Annotated in this window: 14 protein-coding genes; 10 read left to right on the top strand and 4 right to left on the bottom strand. The window is 48.9% G+C overall.

All coding sequences use genetic code 11. The features are described from left to right. Positions 1–194: 194 nt before the first annotated feature. Positions 195–518, bottom strand: coding sequence for a hypothetical protein (locus tag ADU22_RS04830; RefSeq protein WP_053361169.1), 324 nt, complete (start codon positions 516–518; stop codon positions 195–197). Between the two features lie 310 nt (positions 519–828). Between ADU22_RS04830 and ADU22_RS04825 the strand changes: the two genes are divergently transcribed. The 5 genes from ADU22_RS04825 (at position 829) to ADU22_RS04805 (ending at position 7,367) form a co-directional block, all read left to right on the top strand. Beyond that, positions 829–2,253 (top strand): S8 family peptidase, encoded by a 1,425-nt coding sequence (locus tag ADU22_RS04825; protein ID WP_053361168.1) that lies wholly within the window; start codon positions 829–831, stop codon positions 2,251–2,253. 136 nt (positions 2,254–2,389) lie between these two features. Continuing rightward, positions 2,390–3,385, top strand: coding sequence for a Gfo/Idh/MocA family protein (locus ADU22_RS04820; RefSeq protein WP_053361167.1), 996 nt, complete (start codon positions 2,390–2,392; stop codon positions 3,383–3,385). 102 nt (positions 3,386–3,487) lie between these two features. Continuing rightward, positions 3,488–4,333, top strand: a complete 846-nt coding sequence (ypfJ, locus tag ADU22_RS04815; protein WP_053361166.1) for a KPN_02809 family neutral zinc metallopeptidase — start codon at positions 3,488–3,490, stop codon at positions 4,331–4,333. A 155-nt stretch (positions 4,334–4,488) separates the two neighbouring features. Continuing rightward, positions 4,489–6,042: a BCCT family transporter gene (locus ADU22_RS04810; RefSeq protein ID WP_053361165.1), complete on the top strand. Its 1,554-nt coding sequence runs from the start codon at positions 4,489–4,491 to the stop codon at positions 6,040–6,042. A 158-nt stretch (positions 6,043–6,200) separates the two neighbouring features. Then, positions 6,201–7,367, top strand: coding sequence for a TraB/GumN family protein (locus ADU22_RS04805; protein ID WP_053361164.1), 1,167 nt, complete (start codon positions 6,201–6,203; stop codon positions 7,365–7,367). A 208-nt stretch (positions 7,368–7,575) separates the two neighbouring features. Here ADU22_RS04805 and ADU22_RS04800 read toward each other — a convergent pair whose 3' ends face one another. Together ADU22_RS04800 and ADU22_RS04795 are read right to left on the bottom strand one after the other, a co-directional pair. Further along, positions 7,576–8,295, bottom strand: coding sequence for a YebC/PmpR family DNA-binding transcriptional regulator (locus ADU22_RS04800; RefSeq protein ID WP_046523866.1), 720 nt, complete (start codon positions 8,293–8,295; stop codon positions 7,576–7,578). 96 nt (positions 8,296–8,391) lie between these two features. Further along, entirely contained in the window at positions 8,392–9,555 is a 1,164-nt protein-coding gene (locus ADU22_RS04795; protein WP_053361163.1) for an MFS transporter, read from the bottom strand. 175 nt (positions 9,556–9,730) lie between these two features. Here ADU22_RS04795 and ADU22_RS04790 point away from each other — a divergent pair, with 175 nt between their 5' ends. The 3 genes from ADU22_RS04790 to ADU22_RS04780 all read left to right on the top strand — a co-directional run bounded on the left by ADU22_RS04790 (position 9,731) and on the right by ADU22_RS04780 (position 12,529). Next, entirely contained in the window at positions 9,731–10,363 is a 633-nt protein-coding gene (locus ADU22_RS04790; RefSeq protein ID WP_053361162.1) for an FMN-dependent NADH-azoreductase, read from the top strand. A 379-nt stretch (positions 10,364–10,742) separates the two neighbouring features. After that, a complete protein-coding gene (locus ADU22_RS04785) occupies positions 10,743–11,921 on the top strand; it encodes a ParM/StbA family protein (RefSeq protein WP_053361161.1) in 1,179 nt (392 codons plus the stop codon). 17 nt (positions 11,922–11,938) lie between these two features. Further along, positions 11,939–12,529 carry a hypothetical protein gene (locus ADU22_RS04780; protein WP_053361160.1) on the top strand — a complete coding sequence of 197 codons (591 nt, stop codon included), beginning with the start codon at positions 11,939–11,941 and terminating at the stop codon, positions 12,527–12,529. Between the two features lie 58 nt (positions 12,530–12,587). Here the strand turns inward: ADU22_RS04780 and gdhA are convergent, their stop codons facing one another. Next, a complete protein-coding gene (gene gdhA, locus ADU22_RS04775; RefSeq protein WP_053364468.1) occupies positions 12,588–13,967 on the bottom strand; it encodes an NADP-specific glutamate dehydrogenase in 1,380 nt (459 codons plus the stop codon). Between the two features lie 496 nt (positions 13,968–14,463). On the opposite strand from gdhA, the gene codB reads away from it, so the two are divergent. Together codB and ADU22_RS04765 are read left to right on the top strand one after the other, a co-directional pair. Then, positions 14,464–15,741 carry a cytosine permease gene (gene codB / locus ADU22_RS04770; RefSeq protein ID WP_053361159.1) on the top strand — a complete coding sequence of 426 codons (1,278 nt, stop codon included), beginning with the start codon at positions 14,464–14,466 and terminating at the stop codon, positions 15,739–15,741. Further along, positions 15,738–17,006 carry a cytosine deaminase gene (locus tag ADU22_RS04765; RefSeq protein WP_053361158.1) on the top strand — a complete coding sequence of 423 codons (1,269 nt, stop codon included), beginning with the start codon at positions 15,738–15,740 and terminating at the stop codon, positions 17,004–17,006. Before codB ends, ADU22_RS04765 begins: the two co-directional genes overlap by 4 nt. The last annotated feature ends 114 nt before the right edge of the window (positions 17,007–17,120 follow it).

The raw sequence follows: 17,120 nt of genomic DNA, 5'->3' as shown, positions 1-17,120 counted from the left end.
GAGGAAAAGAACAAGGTCGAGTCCGAATAATGGCAGGATTAACGACGTTTTGATAAAAACAGAAACAAAAAGGAGTCTGAGGATCAAAGCAGAAGGAATTTACCTGAAGAGCAGGGGGAAACCGGGCAGGAGAATTATGTACATTTTTCACATGGTCATGCAAAAAGAAGATAAGAGTGTTTCTCTTATTCTCTTTATTTTTTAACAATAGCCAGCTGGTCTTGCCTAGCGAAGGCTTCCATCTCTTTGGACAGCTCTTCTGCCTCTTTAAAGGTTTTCACTGATTGCGAGCGGAAGAAGGGGGACCCTTGGTTGAAATAGCCGTCTGCCGCGGTGGTATAAATGACGACTCTCCAGCGGAGGTCATTTCCCTTTTCTTCACAGCCTTCAAGGGCTATCAGCCAGTGGGTGCAATCCTCGAACCGGCTTTCTTCCTTCTGCATGGCCGTTAAATCATTGGGGGAGATGGGAAGAGGCTTTCTTTGATAAAACTCCCTAAAGTTAAGCATTCCTGTCATGCGCATCACTCCTTTGAAGGTTATAAGGTTGATAAGTTTTTAAAAGAAGGTTATTAGACAGTATATGTGAGAAAAATGAAAGAGATGACCATGTTGGTAAAAATAGGTAAAAAGGGTGAAGCTCCCCATGCCAAAACCAACAGCCTTCGATTTGTTCCAATAAATTACGGCAAAAAACCTACGCTACTTGTAGAATGCCGAAATTATTTGGTGAACGAAACATAAAGGGTTTTTCATCGATATGCCTAAATGGTAGGCAGAGGAAAACGCAGTACATGTTGAAAATAAAAGGTTGTCAGGAGGCAGAAGGATGAAAAAGTTCTTTGCAATCATTTTTACTCTAATATTAACAGTTGGGTTGATACAGCCTGCTCAGGCAGCGCCGGTTAAATCACAGGATGAGTACTATTCGGTGCTGTTTGCGAAAAACAATATCCCGGCAAATTTTAGGAAGCAGGTAACTGCTCTTGGCGGGGCAGTGGTGGATGAAGTGCCCGAGATTGGCTTTGTCCAGGTGAAGGCTCCGTCCGCGGCTTTTTCCAAGCTGAAGCTCCTTTCAGGTGTGAGTGCTGCCAGCCCTTCCCTCTCATGGAGCCTCCCGGAGTCAAAGCGGATTCAAGCCAGTGGAGTGAAGACAGGGAATGCAGCTTTGTGGGAAAAGCAATGGGATATAAAGCGGATCACCAATAATGGCAAAAGCTATGAACTTGGAACAGGTTCTCATGATGTAGTCGTCGGAATCATCGATACAGGAATTGACCGTGATCATCCCGATTTGGCGGGGAATTTGCTGCCGGGTTCAAAAAACTTTGTGCCAAAAGGCGGATTTCAGGGAACAGAGCCGACAGAGACAGGTAATCTAGACGCCTTTGATGATAAACACGGACACGGCAGCCATGTCGCCGGCTTGATCGCGGGCAATGGGGCCATGCTGGGAGTGGCACCTGATACAGGAATCCGGGCCTATCGTGTCTTTGGGGAAAGCTCTGCGGAATCAGCCTGGATCTTTGAGGCCATGATAGCGGCCGCAAATGACGGTGTGGATGTGATTTCCATGAGTCTCGGCGGGTTCGATGTGATTGGCCAAGCGTTTTATGTTGACCCGGAAACAGGCGAGAAGACTCCGCTTGGAAATGATGTCGCCGACTTCACAGCCTATAAGCGTGTGGTGGACTATGTCACCAAAAAAGGTTCCCTTGTTGTCGCAGCTGCAGGGAATGAAGCGATCAATGGCACCAACAAACGTGAAGTGATGGATTACCTGAATGCCGAGTATGCTGGAAATGGGCTTTTTTATACTGGTGCGGGCTTCGAGGTGCCTGGCGCGATTCCCGGCATTGTGACGGTTTCTGCCACAGGGCCAAAGGATGTGCTCGCCAATTACTCCAACTATGGCCCTGGCTTTATTGATATTGCCGCAGTCGGAGGCGATGCCAGACTTTACGACAAGTATGCCTCTGAAGGCAGGTTTAATGAATATATTGCCAAGCGGTTATTCGAAACAGAATTCAATCTGAGTACAAGTGAAGACGGCGGCTGGTACTGGTCCATAGGCACCTCAATGGCGACGCCAAAGGTATCCGCAGTGGCAGCCCTATTGATCGATAAATATGGCAAGATGTCACCGGCCAAGATTGAAGACCTTTTATATAAAAAAGGGGTGGACGGTGTAAAAGGCAAGGACAAGTCCTATTTTGGCAGCGGCCATCTTAACGCTTTAAAAGCCCTGCAATAAAGTCAGGTGCTCCAGCGATTTAATACGCTGGAGTTTTTTTGTCCTGGCCGCAGGACCGAACTGGGAGAAAGAGACATTTGATGGTACTATTTAGAATAGGACAGAAAGTTACATAACCGTTGAGAGGATGAGCAAAATGGCAAAAGTCAGATGGGGAATCTTAAGTACGGCAAAAATTGCGCAAAAGGAGCTGATTCCGGCCATTATGCGGGCGGAGAATGCCGAGGTGGCGGCCATTGCCAGCGGCAGCGGAAAGGCGGCTGAGGCTGCCGGCAGTTTCAATATTCCAAAGGCATATGAAAGCTACGAGGAACTGCTTCAGGATCCGGATATTGATGCTGTTTATATCCCGCTTCCAAACAGCCTTCATAAAAAGTGGACCATCGAGGCGGCGAACCATGGCAAGCATGTGCTTTGCGAAAAGCCGGCATCATTGACGGCGGAAGAAACAAAGGAAATGGCTGATTTTTGTGAAGAAAAAAATGTAAAATTCATGGAAGCATTCATGTACCAGTTCCACCCGCAGCATGACCGGGTGCGGGAAATCATCCAGTCAGGCGAGATTGGCGAAGTGAAGCATATGCGGGCGAGCTTCTCTTTTTACCTCGGGCAGAGGGAAGACAGCATTAAGACCGACCCGGAAAAAGGCGGTGGAAGCCTTTATGATGTCGGGTGCTACGGCATCCATGCCATCCGGAATGTGCTGCAGTCGGAACCCTCCGAAGTCGACGTGAAAGCGGAAATTGACCATGAGTACGGAGTGGATATGTCGGCATTCGGCTACATGAAAATGCAGAATGGAGTCCATGCCTATTTTGACAGCAGCTTCGACATGGCCTTCAGGGCGGAGTATGAAGTGATGGGCACGAAAGGGCAGATCAAGGTTCCGAGAGCCTTCCGCCCGGACCATTACGAAGGCGGAGAAGGCCTTTTGGTGATCCAAAGTGAAAGCGGCACAAGGGAAGAAAAGATTTACGGCGATATCTACAAGCTGGAGGTTGAACATATTTCCCAGGTGATATTGGAGGATGGCAAGCCTTCCTATACAGCGGAAAACGCGATTCAGAACATGCGGGTGATCGAAGCGTGCTATGAATCGATGAAAAGCGGAAAAACAATCAAATTGGATTAGAAGGGGAGCGCGGCACATGTGGCCGCGCTTTTTTATGCAGGCTAAGTCTCCTGAAATTTGGGTATATATCTATCACTAGATTCCCTGATAGGAGGAAAAGGCATGCAGTGGAAAGGCAGAAGAGGCAGTTCGAATGTGGAGGACCGCAGGGGAAGAGGAGGCGGCGGCTTACTCGCTGGCGGTGGCATTGGCGGAATCATCATGGKGCTGATTTTTATGTTCATGGGCGGCGACCCTGGCTCGATGCTGAATAATATGGGAGGAGTGGGGACAGACCCTGCAGCTCCCTATGTCGAAACAGAAGAGGAAAAGGAACTAGCCGAATTTGTTTCGGTCGTCCTGGCGGATACGGAGGACGTTTGGACGGAAGTTTTCAGGCAGAATGGCATGGTGTATGAAAAGCCGACACTTGTTCTATATACGAACAGCGTACAATCCGCCTGCGGCACGCAAGGCTCCGCGGTGGGGCCCTTTTACTGCCCTGGTGACCAAAAGCTATATATTGATTTAAGTTTTTATAAAGAATTGCAGCAGAAGTTCCAAGCCCCCGGCGATTTTGCGATGGCCTATGTGATTGCCCATGAAGTGGGGCATCATGTCCAGACGTTATTGGGAACGACCGGGAAGGTGATGCCGCTGCGGCAGAGGATGAGTGAGGAGGAATTCAATAAGTACCTGGTCCGCTTTGAGCTTCAGGCCGACTATTATGCCGGAGTGTGGGCCCATCACGCCGAGGGAATGGACTTGCTTGAGGAAGGCGACCTTGAAGAAGCCCTGACGGCGGCAAGTGCCGTCGGAGATGATACCATCCAGCAGCGGGCCCGCGGCTATGTGGTTCCGGAGAGCTTTACGCACGGCACATCCGAACAGAGGAAGAACTGGTTTTACCGGGGCTACCAATCCGGAAACCTTCAGGATGGGGACACGTTCAACAGCTGGGATTTATAAGTGACGATTTTTTCTGCAGACGGGTCGGCCAAATGCTGCATTGATGGGCCGAAACCATGTCATCCTGATTCCACATTATTTGGACACCCCGCCAAGGTTTGAAAACGTGGTATAAGGGTACGAGTGAAAAAAATCAATTGTTTAGGAGAACTGCGATGGGAGATAAGATTCGGGGCAATACGGTGTTTATAGTTTCAACTGCTACCCTGCTGCTGCTTGTTATTCTGGGAGCAGCCATGCCAGCCAAATTTGGGGAGACGGCCGGCAATTTGTACAACTATACAACAAAGAATTTTGGCTGGTTTTACTTGCTTGCTGTTTTTATTATGATTGTCTTTTTAATTGGGCTGGCCCTCAGCAAGTATGGGGCAATTCGGTTGGGAGGAGATGGTGACCGCCCCCAGTTTTCCTTTTTTACCTGGATTGGGATGCTGTTCTCGGCTGGATTTGGCGTGGGCCTTGTTTTCTGGGGAGTTGCCGAGCCGATGAGCCACTTTTTTTCAACTCCATATGCTGGTATTGAGGGGCAATCCAACGAGGCTGCAAGGCTCGCGATGGGGTATTCATTTTTCCACTGGGGAATCAGCCAATGGTCCGTTTTTGCGATTGCCGGGCTAGCCATTGCGTTCCTGCAGTACCGCAAAAAGAAAGAGGGGCTCGTATCCACTGCCCTTGAGCCGGTAACCGGAAAAAACAAGGCGGTGAAAAAAACGATCGATTCGTTTGCAGTCATTGCTACCGTGATGGGGCTTGCCACTTCATTGGGGATGGGTGTCCTGCAAATGAATGGCGGTATGAATGCTGTCTTTGGCACAGGCAATTCAATGGGCATTCAAATGGCTATCATTCTGGTCATGTTTGCGGCCTACATGATATCATCGAGCACCGGCCTTGAAAAAGGGATCAAATACTTGAGCAACCTTAATTTGGGACTGGCCCTTGGGCTGCTTGCGTTTGTGTTTTTTGCGGGTCCGACTGTTTTTATTCTTGAAACATTTACGTTGGCAATGGGCGATTATTTGAGCAGCTTTATCACGTATAGCTTAAGGATGCAGCCATATCAAGGCGGCAGCTGGGTCCAGGAATGGACGATCTTCTACTGGGCGTGGGTGATTGCCTGGTCGCCGTTTGTGGGCGCCTTTATTGCGAGGGTTTCCAAGGGGAGGACCATCAGGGAATTTATCATCGGTGTGCTTATCATACCGCCGCTGATTGCCTGCTTCTGGGTTGCTGTTTTCGGCGGGACGGCTTTATGGCATGATCTGAACGCCGGCACCAATATTGCCGAAGCGGTAAATGCCGATTTGACATCCGCATTGTTCCAGACCTATGAAGTCCTTCCGTTAAAGACATTGTTATCGGTATTATCAATTCTGTTAATTTTCACTTTTCTGGTCACCTCAGCGGACTCGGCTACTTTCATTCTCGCCAGCATGACGATGAACGGCAATCCGAACCCGCCGCTGTTCGCCAAGATGGTATGGGGCGTCCTGATGTCGGCGATTGCAGCCGTCCTTCTGTATGCCGGAGGATTGGAAGCCCTGCAGACAGCTTCACTGGTGGCGGCATTGCCGTTTACGGTGATTTTGCTCCTGATGATGTTTGCGATAGGAAAGCTGCTGCGCAGGGAACCGCTGCCAATCCGCAAAGCCGATTTGAGAAGGTTCCGCAGGCTGGAGGAAGCGGCGAAGAAACAGGAAACATCATAAAAAAAGTGTCCCTTTTGGGCACTTTTTTTATGTATGGCTAAAAAACCTTGTCGTAATTTTTTCAGGCCGTCAGGGAATCCTGCTTCCAAAGTTGTCCCAAATGCCTCATAATTGAGATTATTAGTCATACTGCATCAGCTTAATAAAGGAAGGTAGCTATGTCGACAGATAACATTACAAGAATAGATTTGGATGGAAAAGAGATTATTTTGATTGGAACGGCCCATGTGTCAAAGCGCAGTGCCGACGAGGTGAAGGAAGTCATAGAGGCGGAACGGCCGGATGCGGTCTGCGTCGAGCTGGACGAGCAAAGGTACCAATCAATCATGGAAGGAAACAAGTGGAAGGAAATGGACATTTTCAAGGTCATCAAGGAAAAGAAGGCCTCGCTGCTGCTAATGAACCTGGCGATTTCTTCGTTTCAAAAGCGAATGGCCAAGGAGTTGGGTGTAAACGCAGGCCAGGAGATGATACAGGGGATACAATCGGCCAAGGACGTTGGCGCCAGGCTGGTACTGGCCGACAGGAACATTCAGATTACGTTTTCGCGCATTTGGGGCGGAATCGGATTAAAAGGCAAGGCGATGCTCCTGTCCCAGATTATCCTGAGCATTTTCAACAAGGAAAGCATTTCGGAAGAAGAACTGGAAAAGATGAAATCCCAGGATATGCTGAACTCGCTGCTGAATGAATTTACCGAGCAGTTCCCGCGCCTTAAAAAGCCACTGATCGATGAGCGGGACCAGTACCTCGCCCAGAAGATCAAAACGGCGCCGGGAAACAAAGTGGTGGCTGTGCTGGGGGCGGCCCATGTCCCGGGAATAAAAGAGGAAATCAAAAAGGATCATGACCTGGCAAAACTGAGGAGCATCCCGCCAAAGTCAAAGGCGCCTAAGCTGATTGGCTGGAGCATTCCCATCGCCATCCTCGCGATCATTGCCTATACTTTCTTTGCCAATCCGCAGGCAGGACTGCAGCAGACGATCAGCTGGGTCCTTTGGAATGGCTCGCTGTCGGCGATTGGAACGGCCCTGGCCCTGGCACATCCGCTGGCGATCCTGACAGCCTTTGTGATGGCTCCGATTACCTCGCTGAACCCGCTGCTGGCCGCAGGATGGTTTGCCGGCTTCGTCCAGGCTTATTTCAGCCGTCCGAGCGTAAAGGACTTTGAATCGCTCAATGAGGACGTGTTCAGCGTCAAAGGATTCTGGAGAAATAAGGTGACCCGCGTGCTGCTAGTCATTGTCCTGTCCAATCTTGGAAGCTCCCTCGGGACCTTCATCGGCGGTGCCGATGTTGTCCGTCTATTCTTCCAGAACCTATAAATTATAAAAAGCCAGCCTGTTTTATTTCAACAGGCTGGCTTTTTTGTAATGGGTAATAAGTATAAATTTCTGTAATTAGATAACTGTCCAGCTCCAGCGCATAGCCCCTCGAGGACATAAGACGCTCCAGAATTGAAGGCAAAGAACGCCTTCTATTCTGGAGCGTCTTATGCTTGTCGGGGCTGGGCAAGGCGCTTCCGCTTTTCTTTTACTCACCCAAATCAACGTTATGGTACACTTGGCGCACGTCTTCAAGGTCTTCCAGGGCGTCAATCAGTTTTTCGAATTTGGCCTGTCCGTCTTCCGGCAGGGTCACTTCATTTTGGGCAAGCATTGTCAGTTCAGCGACGGTGAATTCGGTGATTCCGGCATTTTTGAAGGCTTCCTGGACGGCATGGAACTGGTCCGGGTCGGCATAGACGATGACAGAATCGTCTTCTTCAAGGATATCGCGGGCATCGACGTCCGCTTCCATCAGGATTTCAAGCACTTCATCGGCGCTTTTCCCTTCCATCCCGATGACGGCCGTTGCATCAAACATATAGGCCACAGAGCCAGAGACGCCCATGTTTCCGCCATTTTTCCCGAAAGCGGCCCGTACGTCGGAGGCCGTGCGGTTGACGTTATTGGTAAGCGCATCGACAATCAGCATCGATCCATTTGGCCCAAAGCCTTCATAGCGAAGCTCGTCATAGGTTTCATCGGAGCCGCCTTTGGCTTTTTCAATCGCACGGTCAATGATATGCTTAGGGACATTGTAGGTTTTTGCTTTTTCAAGAACAAACTTCAAGGCCTGGTTCAGATCCGGGTCAGGTTCGCCCTGTTTTGCCACTACATAGATTTCACGCCCGAATTTAGCATAAATACGGCTTGTATTGGCATCCTTGGATGCTTTTTTTTCTTTGATATTATTCCATTTACGGCCCATTATGAACACTCGCTTTCCGCTTTATATGAAGATGCTTGGTTTTTTTTTACTAAAATATTTTATACCCGCATGAAGGATCCCGCAAGCCCCCTGTGATCAGGATACCTGGGACTCTGGCGATTTCATCCGGGAAGCATAGATCCGGTAGAGCACAAAGGCAAGGATAGAAACCAGGATGCCCGAGATATAAGGCAGTCCGATGGCAACCGAGAACAGCAGTCCCCCCAGGGGAGGGCCAAGAATCCTGCCAAGCGAGTCAAAGGAGGACAGCAGTCCGGTGGTGCTGCCATGGCCCGCTGTGGACGTTTTCGTGAGAAGCGATGATACACTTGGGCGGATCAATCCGTTCCCGACACCGAAAATCGTCAAAAAGACAGCAGCCGTCACAAAGCCATCAATCAGCAGGATCAGTCCGAAGCCAATGGCGGATACGATGATCCCAAGCTGGATCACGAAGCCTTCGCCAAAGTTCCTTGTCATTTTACCAACAAGCCCGCCCTGGACGATGGCTCCTCCCAGTCCCATAATCATGAAAATATATCCAAGCTGCACAGTTCCAAGGTCTGCTTTTTCCGCGGCAAAATAGGCAAATGTAGCTTCGAGGCCTGCCAGCGAGAAGGTGACGAAGAAGCTTAGGAAATACAGGATGGAAAGAGGCCCCTTCGGCAGCATTCCCCGCTTTTTTGCCTGGGTGCTGCGCTGTTCGGGGCTGGTTGACTCTTTTAGGACAAACAGGACAAATAAAAGGGTGATTAACGATAAAATTCCGGCAACGTAAAAGGGAATTGCCAGGTTGCCCTTTGAAAATACTCCTCCAATGGCCGGACCGAAAATGAATCCAAGGCCAACGGCTGCCCCAATGATCCCCATGCCTTTTCCGCGGTCTTCATCCGAGGTGATGTCCGCCACATAAGCCATGACAGTAGGCATATTGGCTGCAGACAACACTCCGCCGATGACCCTCGCCGCGAACAGCATCCAAAGCTGGGTGGACAAAGCCAGCAAGAAGAATGAAAGGGCGAGGCCGGATATCCCGATCATAATGACCGGCTTCCGGCCAATCCTGTCGGAAATTCTTCCCCAAAATGGCGAGAACAGCAGCTGCATCAATGAGTAGACAGCCATAAGCAGCCCAAGCTGCATCGGCGACGCGCCAAGCTGTTCGGCATAGAAAGGCATGACAGGAATGATGATTCCAAACCCGACCATTACAAGGAACATGACGGCAAATAAAATAGGCAAGGCTTTCTTTTTATTCAAAAAAGTTCACTCCAGTTTTCCAGCAAATAATCTTAAAAGCAAGTCTATCCTAATTATACACTTTTCCTGGAAATTTGAATAAAGTGACATAATCTTATTGGTTGACTTATACGGTATTCTTATATACTATTAATTCGAGATAAATAATTTCGAGATAAAGGGAGAGTTCTATATAATGAATGTATTAGTTGTAAAAGCAAATAACCGTCCAGCTTCAGATGCGGTATCAAGTAAAATGTATGAGACGTTCATGGAAAACCTGGAGGGTGCCAACGTCACGACGTTTGATGTTTTTGCCGAAGACATGCCGTACTTTGGACAGGATTTATTTAATGCATTTGGCAAAATGGGCTCTGGCGAAGAACTAACAGATGTTGAACAGCGTATTGTAGCTGCAAAGCAAAAGGCAAAGGATGCCCTTTCAGCAGCAGATATCGTGGTGTTTGCCTTCCCATTGTGGAACCTGACAATCCCTGCGAAATTACAGACATTCATTGACTATGTCTACGAAGCAGGATATTCTTTCAAATACGATGAAAATGGCCAGGCTGTTCAATTATTGACAGATAAAAAAGCCGTGATCCTAAGCGCACGCGGAGGCGTCTATTCCACTCCTGAAGCAGCACCAATGGAAATGGCTGTTACTTATGTGAAAAACGTAGTAGGCGGAGTATTCGGAATGGAAATCATGGATGAAGTCATTATTGAAGGCCACAACGCCATGCCGGACCAAGCTCAAAGCATTATTGCCGAAGGATTGGAAAAAGTAGCTGCTGCTGCGAAGAAATTGTCAGCCGTAACCGTTTAATGGATAGCAATTAAGAAGGGTATGCCATAGGAGCAGAGTCAAATTTGACTCTGCTCTTTTTTTTATCCTTTTTTAAATGGGATTCCAATCCTGGGAAAGGGGAGGGGGATTATGGTAAAAATTGATAGATTACAAGGATGTAAACAAAAAAGTATACATGTAAACAAATTGAAAACATTGTGTGTGCAAAAATGTATACATGTAAACAAATATGTACGCATGTTGATGTAAAGGGATGTGTACATATTTGTAAACGTGTGTACAAAAATAGGGGTATTGTATACGTTATTGAATACAACTAAAGTAGCATTGACGATTGAGAAATATTGCTATAACCTGTAAATACTAGATTTTATTTTTAGTTGAAAGGAATGATTGTATGAGCAGAATTTGTGCAATTGATGTAGGAAATGACTCCGTAAAAGCCCTTTTTGGAAAACTAGATTACGAGCTTTACATACCAAATGTAATTGCCAGGGATACAGAAGATAGACCGGTTATCGGAATTGAGGAGCTAAATGAAAAGGATCCATTGGAAGGTATCCATATCAGACTCCACTCCCCTGCTTTAAAAGAGAATAATGTAATTTACCGCGTAGGAAGCCTCGCAACCAAAAGCGACCATGCAAGCGAGCTTGACCCTGGCAGCAGCAAGTCGGAGGAAGACCAGACACTGGTGATGCTGTTCGCTACTCTGGCATTGGATGCGGTAAGGGGAGAGAATTCTTCCATTTTCAAACGAAACAATAATGTGATTGATGCAAACTACACTTTGGGGACAGGCCTGCCACTTCGGGAAGTAAAAGAAGGCAAGGATGTAGGCTACCGCTCCCAGCTGCTTGGTTCCGTGCACCAGGTGGAGTTCCTTGTAACTCCTAGGTACCAGGGACTTAAGGTTAACATCCGGTTTGACCAGGTCAAAGTCTATCCAGAAGGATTTGCCGCTTATATCAACCTTGTAATGGACAATGATTTGAACATTATTAATAGGGACCTGATCGACAAGAACATCCTGATTCAGGATATCGGCGGGCTTTCCACTGATATCGCCGTCATCAAGAACCGCAATGTGGATGACGACAAGGCCCAAGGCTTCAATTTGGGCGTTTCCGAGGCGCTTGAGGCAATCAGGGAAGAAATCCGTTCCAAGCATGGTGTTGAGCTGGACAGCCGCCGCGATGTGGTTGATATCATCACCCGCAAGAACGACCGCAACCATATCAGGGTAAAAGGAAGCCGTACAAGCGTCCATGACATCACGGACAGAATCCTGGTGGAACTGGCGAAGAGACAGTACCGCCACCTGCGCAATGTCTGGCAGAAGAACTCCCAGACGGAAATCTGCTATTTTGTCGGCGGAGGAGCCATGGTGCTGAAAGAATACATCAAGACGCTCAACAACAACCTTGATGGCTATAATATCGAGTTCTTCGAGGACGAAAAGGAAAGCATCTGGATGATGGCCAATGCGTACTACAAGCTGATTTCCGATTTTGTCCGCAAGAGTGAGAAAGCAAAACCAGGGAAAGAGGCAGGCAAGCAGCCGGCTCAAAAGTAGAATTATAGGGTGATTTCATGGAGAAAAAGGGAATGACTCGCATACAGAGGGGCCAGGCGATCACCTTCCGCCTCCCCTCCGATACCCCTGACCACATTCTTAGACAGCTTCAAAAGCTGAAGGAAACGGAGAAGCGCAATTTTTCCAGTAAAATTGCTGAATTTGCGCTGGAAGGCGTTGGGAACTCGCTGGCGAGGGAAAAAGAAACCCTCACCATACCGCTGCCCAAACAGTTAAGCAAAGAGCAGCGCAACTGGCTGAAACATTCCCACTCCGAGGCGATGCTGGGGACAATTGTCTATCAATTGCTTTCAGATCCGGTGAGGGCATCAGCCATTCTGGCGACTCTTAACAGCAAGGCGCTTGATATTGATGAGGCCTTGTTTCTCCAGGAGGAAGCGCAGGATGCCGTTCCCCTTCCGGAACCGGAAAAGGAAGCGGTGGCTTCGCCGCCTATGGAAGAGGATTCTGCGGGCTTTGAAGATGACCTGATGGATTTCGACTGGGAAAAGGCAAGGCAGGAGCAAGCCTTTTCCGAGGAAGAGGCTGAAGAGGAAGAGAGCGCCGATGATCTCCTTGGCGGCTTCCTGGCCAACATGAATAAATGAGCATGAAAAAAAGCAGACAGCATCGGCTGTCTGCTTTTTTCATTATAGGATAGGAAGGTTAAATGACTCCCTGGGCAATCATCGCATCCGCGACTTTCGTGAAGCCGGCAATGTTGGCGCCCACTACGAGGTTGTCAGGATAGCCAAATTCATCTGCCGCTTTTACGCTGTTGCGGTAAATGTTCTTCATGATCATCTGCAATTTTTCATCCACTTCTTCAAAGGTCCAGGACATCCTCATGCTGTTTTGCGACATCTCAAGCGCAGAAACCGCAACTCCCCCAGCATTGGCTGCTTTACCCGGCCCAAACAGGACCTTGCTTTCAAGGAAGAGGTCGATGGCTTCCAAAGTGGAAGGCATGTTTGCGCCTTCTCCAATAGCTTTCACGCCATTGTCGATAAGGATCTGGGCATACACTTCGTCAATTTCATTCTGGGTCGCGCATGGAAGCGCAATGTCGCATGGAATGCTCCAGATGCCTGTGGAACCTTCGACATATTCAGCTTCAGGATGGAAATTGACATACTCGCTGATTCGCTTTCTTTCCACTTCTTTCAGGCGCTTGACGGTCTCAAGCTGGATGCCGTTCCTGTCGTAAATATATCCATTTGAATCGCTGCAGGCGACAACCTTGGCGCCAAGCTGTGTTGCTTTTTCGATGGCATAGATGGACACATTTCCGGAGCCGGAAACGACGACAGTGCTGTCTCTGAAGCCCATACCTTTATCGGCAAGCATTTCTTCTACAAAGTAGACCGTTCCGTAGCCTGTTGCTTCTGGACGGGCAGGGCTGCCGCCATAGATCGGGGCTTTTCCTGTCAAAATGCCGGCTTCGTAGCCGCCGCGGATTCTTTTGTACTGGCCGAACAGGTAGCCGATTTCCCTTGCCCCGACACCGATATCGCCGGCTGGCACATCGATATCCTGGCCGATATGGCGATATAGCTCAGTCATGAAGCTTTGTGTAAAGCGCATCACTTCACCGTCGGACTTTCCTTTAGGATCAAAGTCGGAACCGCCTTTGCCGCCGCCGATTGGGAGGCCGGTCAGGGAATTCTTGAAAATCTGTTCGAATCCAAGGAATTTAATGATGCTGGCATTAACGGACGGGTGGAAGCGAAGACCGCCCTTGTAAGGCCCGATTGCGCTGTTGAACTGAACGCGGAATCCGCGGTTTACCTGGACTTTGCCCTGGTCATCGACCCAAGGGACACGGAAGGTGATCAAGCGTTCAGGCTCGGAAATTCTCTCGAGGATATTATGTTCAATATATTTTGGGTACTTGGCGAAAATCGGGATGAGGGAGTCGAATATTTCCTTTGCTGCCTGGTGGAATTCGAATTCATTCGGGTTGCGTCTCTTGACGGCTTCGAATACCTGGTTTACGTAAGTTTCTGCTGCCTGCCACTCTGCTGTTACTACCGGGTTTGATGTCATTTCCATATATCTTCCTCCTTGTGTTTGTATGTATCGACATGATATTTTTATCAGAAAATTACAGTTATTTTAATAAAATTTATTCTATAGTTTAATATTAATCAAAGCAATCTTAAAAATAGATGGAAACAATCTCGATTCGAGATGGATAGTAAATTTTAATAAAAATATCAGTTTTTTAATGCTTTATACCCGCCTTAAGGCCGGCTTATTCGGGAATTTTTTACAGTTTAAAAGAAAGGAATTGATTGTTGACAAAAAACATCATTCCTGAAATAATGAGGATAATTTAACACTGGTACCTTTAAATTCAGTCCTGTGAGGCTGACAAGGACAGCGGAAGTTGGATAAGGGGGCTCTCTGTAGCCTTCTGCCTTATCCTGTGCAAAAAGCTGCTTGTCGAATCCGGCAAGCAGCTTTTTTTTATGCCGATTCCCAATATGTCTGCGAAGTTTTTCTTCGGTACCAGGACATTTAAACTCAAGGAGGAATTGGTATGAACAAGAATAAGATGGATGTTGATTTTCCGCTGGGTACGGTGCCGGCAACGCATCGCCGGGGATTTTGGAAGATGTTTGTGGTTATGCTTGGATTGACTTTCTTTTCGGCCAGCATGCTTTCGGGAGGGACGCTGGGCATGGGGCTTTCCATGCAGGAATTCATTTGGATCGTGCTGGCGGGGAACCTTCTGCTTGGCGCCTACACGGGTACTCTTGCTTATATCTCGGCAAAAACGGGCCTGTCCACGCATTTGCTTGCCCGCTATGCTTTTGGTGAAAAAGGAGCCTATCTGTCTTCCTTCCTATTAAGCGCTACGCAGATTGGCTGGTTTGGCGTCGGAGTTGCGATGTTTGCGGTGCCGGTCCAGAAAGTCACCGGCCTTGATACGTATCTTGTGATTGGGGTTGCCGGCTTTCTGATGACGGCAACAGCCTTTTTTGGAATGAAGGCACTGACCATCCTCAGCTTTATCGCCGTGCCAGCGATTGCGGCATTGGGCGGCTTCTCGGCGGTCACGGCTGTTGGCGACATGGGCGGGATAGGGGAGCTGATGAGCTATCAGCCTGCCGAATCCATTGGCCTCGCGGCGGCCCTTACCATCTGCGTCGGTTCTTTTATCAGTGCGGGCACGCTGACGCCTGACTTTACCCGCTTTGCGAAAACCAAAAAAACGGCGGTCTCGACAACCGTCCTTGCTTTCTTCATCGGAAACTCTATTATGTTCCTTTTTGGAGCTATCGGTGCGATCGGGACAGGACAGTCCGACATTTCGGAAGTGATGTTCCTGCAGGGCCTGATCCTGCCTGCCATCGTTGTCCTGGGACTGAATATCTGGACAACCAATGATAATGCCCTTTATGCATCAGGACTTGGGATTTCGAGCATCACGAAAATCAAAAAAAGCAAGGTGGTCATCTTTAATGGCCTTGTCGGCACCATTTTGGCGATGTGGCTGTATAACAACTTCGTCGGCTTCCTGACGGTACTTGGAGCGGCTTTGCCGCCGATTGGCGCGATCATCGCAGCGGATTATTTTATCCTGAACAGGGGCAAATACAAGCCTTTCGAAATGATGGCATTCAAATCGGTGAATTGGAGTGCCTTGGCAGCCTGGGGAGCGGGAGTCGCGCTGGCGCAATTCCTGCCAGGCATCGCCCCATTGAACGGGCTGTTCGGATCAGCACTGGTATATGTAGTGCTTTCAAAGCTGGTCAAACAATTCCAGGCATCGAATGCACCATCAATTGAATTGGAGAAGGTGGGACAAGCATGATTATCAAAAACGCAACGCTGAGAAACAGGGAAGGCCTTTGGCAAATTCTGATCGAGGCGGGAGAATTCTTGAAGATCGAGCGGGAGGTCCATGTTGGCGGCAGCCATGAAGTGATTGATGCGGGAGGCTGCCTTGTGCTGCCTCCGTTCATCGAGCCTCATATCCACCTTGATACAACCTTGACGGCAGGCGAGCCGAAATGGAATGAGAGCGGTACCCTGGTCGAGGGAATCCAGACATGGGCGGAACGCAAAAAGACCCTTTCCGTTGAGGATGTGAAAACGCGGGCGAAAACCGCCCTGAAATGGCAGGTAGCCCAGGGAATTCAGCATGTGAGGACGCATGTCGATGTAACGGATCCCGGCTTGACGGCTCTGAAAGCGATGCTCGAGGTAAAAGAGGAAATGTCGCGCTATGTGGATTTGCAGCTGGTTGCATTCCCGCAGGATGGCATCCTCAGCTTCCCTAATGGGGAGGAGCTCCTTGAAGAGGCCTTAAAGATGGGCGCGGACGTTGTCGGCGGCATCCCGCATTACGAGTTCACAAGGGAGTATGGCGTCCAATCGCTGGAAAAGGCCTTCCGTCTTGCGGAAAAATATGATGTTCTCGTTGATATCCATTGTGATGAAATTGATGACGAGCAATCGCGGTTTGTCGAGGTCGTGGCCGCGGAAGCCCTCCGCCTTGGCATGGGGAGCCGCGTGACCGCAAGCCATACAACGGCGATGGGATCGTACAATGACGCCTATGCCTTTAAGCTGTTCAGGCTGTTGAAAATGTCGGATATCAACTTTGTGGCCAACCCGCTGGTGAACATCCACCTTCAGGGGAGGTTCGATACCTATCCGAAGCGCCGCGGGCTGACCCGCGTGAAAGAGCTTAATGAGGCAGGCATCAATATATCGTTTGGACATGACGATATCTTTGACCMTTGGTACCCGCTTGGTACAGGAAACATGCTGCAGGTGCTTCATATGGGCATCCACGTATCGCAGCTGATGGGCTATGACCAGATTGTTGACAGCATTGATTTTATCACTGAAAACAGCGCAAAGACGCTCAATATTACCGATCGCTACGGAATTCAGGAGGGAAAGCCGGCGAACCTGATCATCCTGAATGCGGAAAATGAGTACGAAGCCATCCGCAAGCAGGCTTCCGTAAGGTATTCAATCCGGGGCGGCCAAGTAATCGCCGAAACGAAGCCAGCCGAGACAAGCGTAAGGTTTGGGGACGAAGCCGAAATTGTGACGTTTAATAAATAGAGAGCGGGCGGCGGAGACCGCCCATTTTATTTGAATCAGGGGTTGAAGGGCATAATCAGGATTATCGGAGTGGGAATCGGGATTATCGGAGTGCAAATCAGGATTATCCGAGTC

Source organism: Bacillus sp. FJAT-27251, assembly GCF_001273925.1.
Classification (GTDB): domain Bacteria; phylum Bacillota; class Bacilli; order Bacillales; family Cytobacillaceae; genus Mesobacillus_B.
The sequence above is the reverse complement of the archived record's forward strand: the minus strand, read 5'-3'. Positions and strand labels throughout refer to the sequence as shown.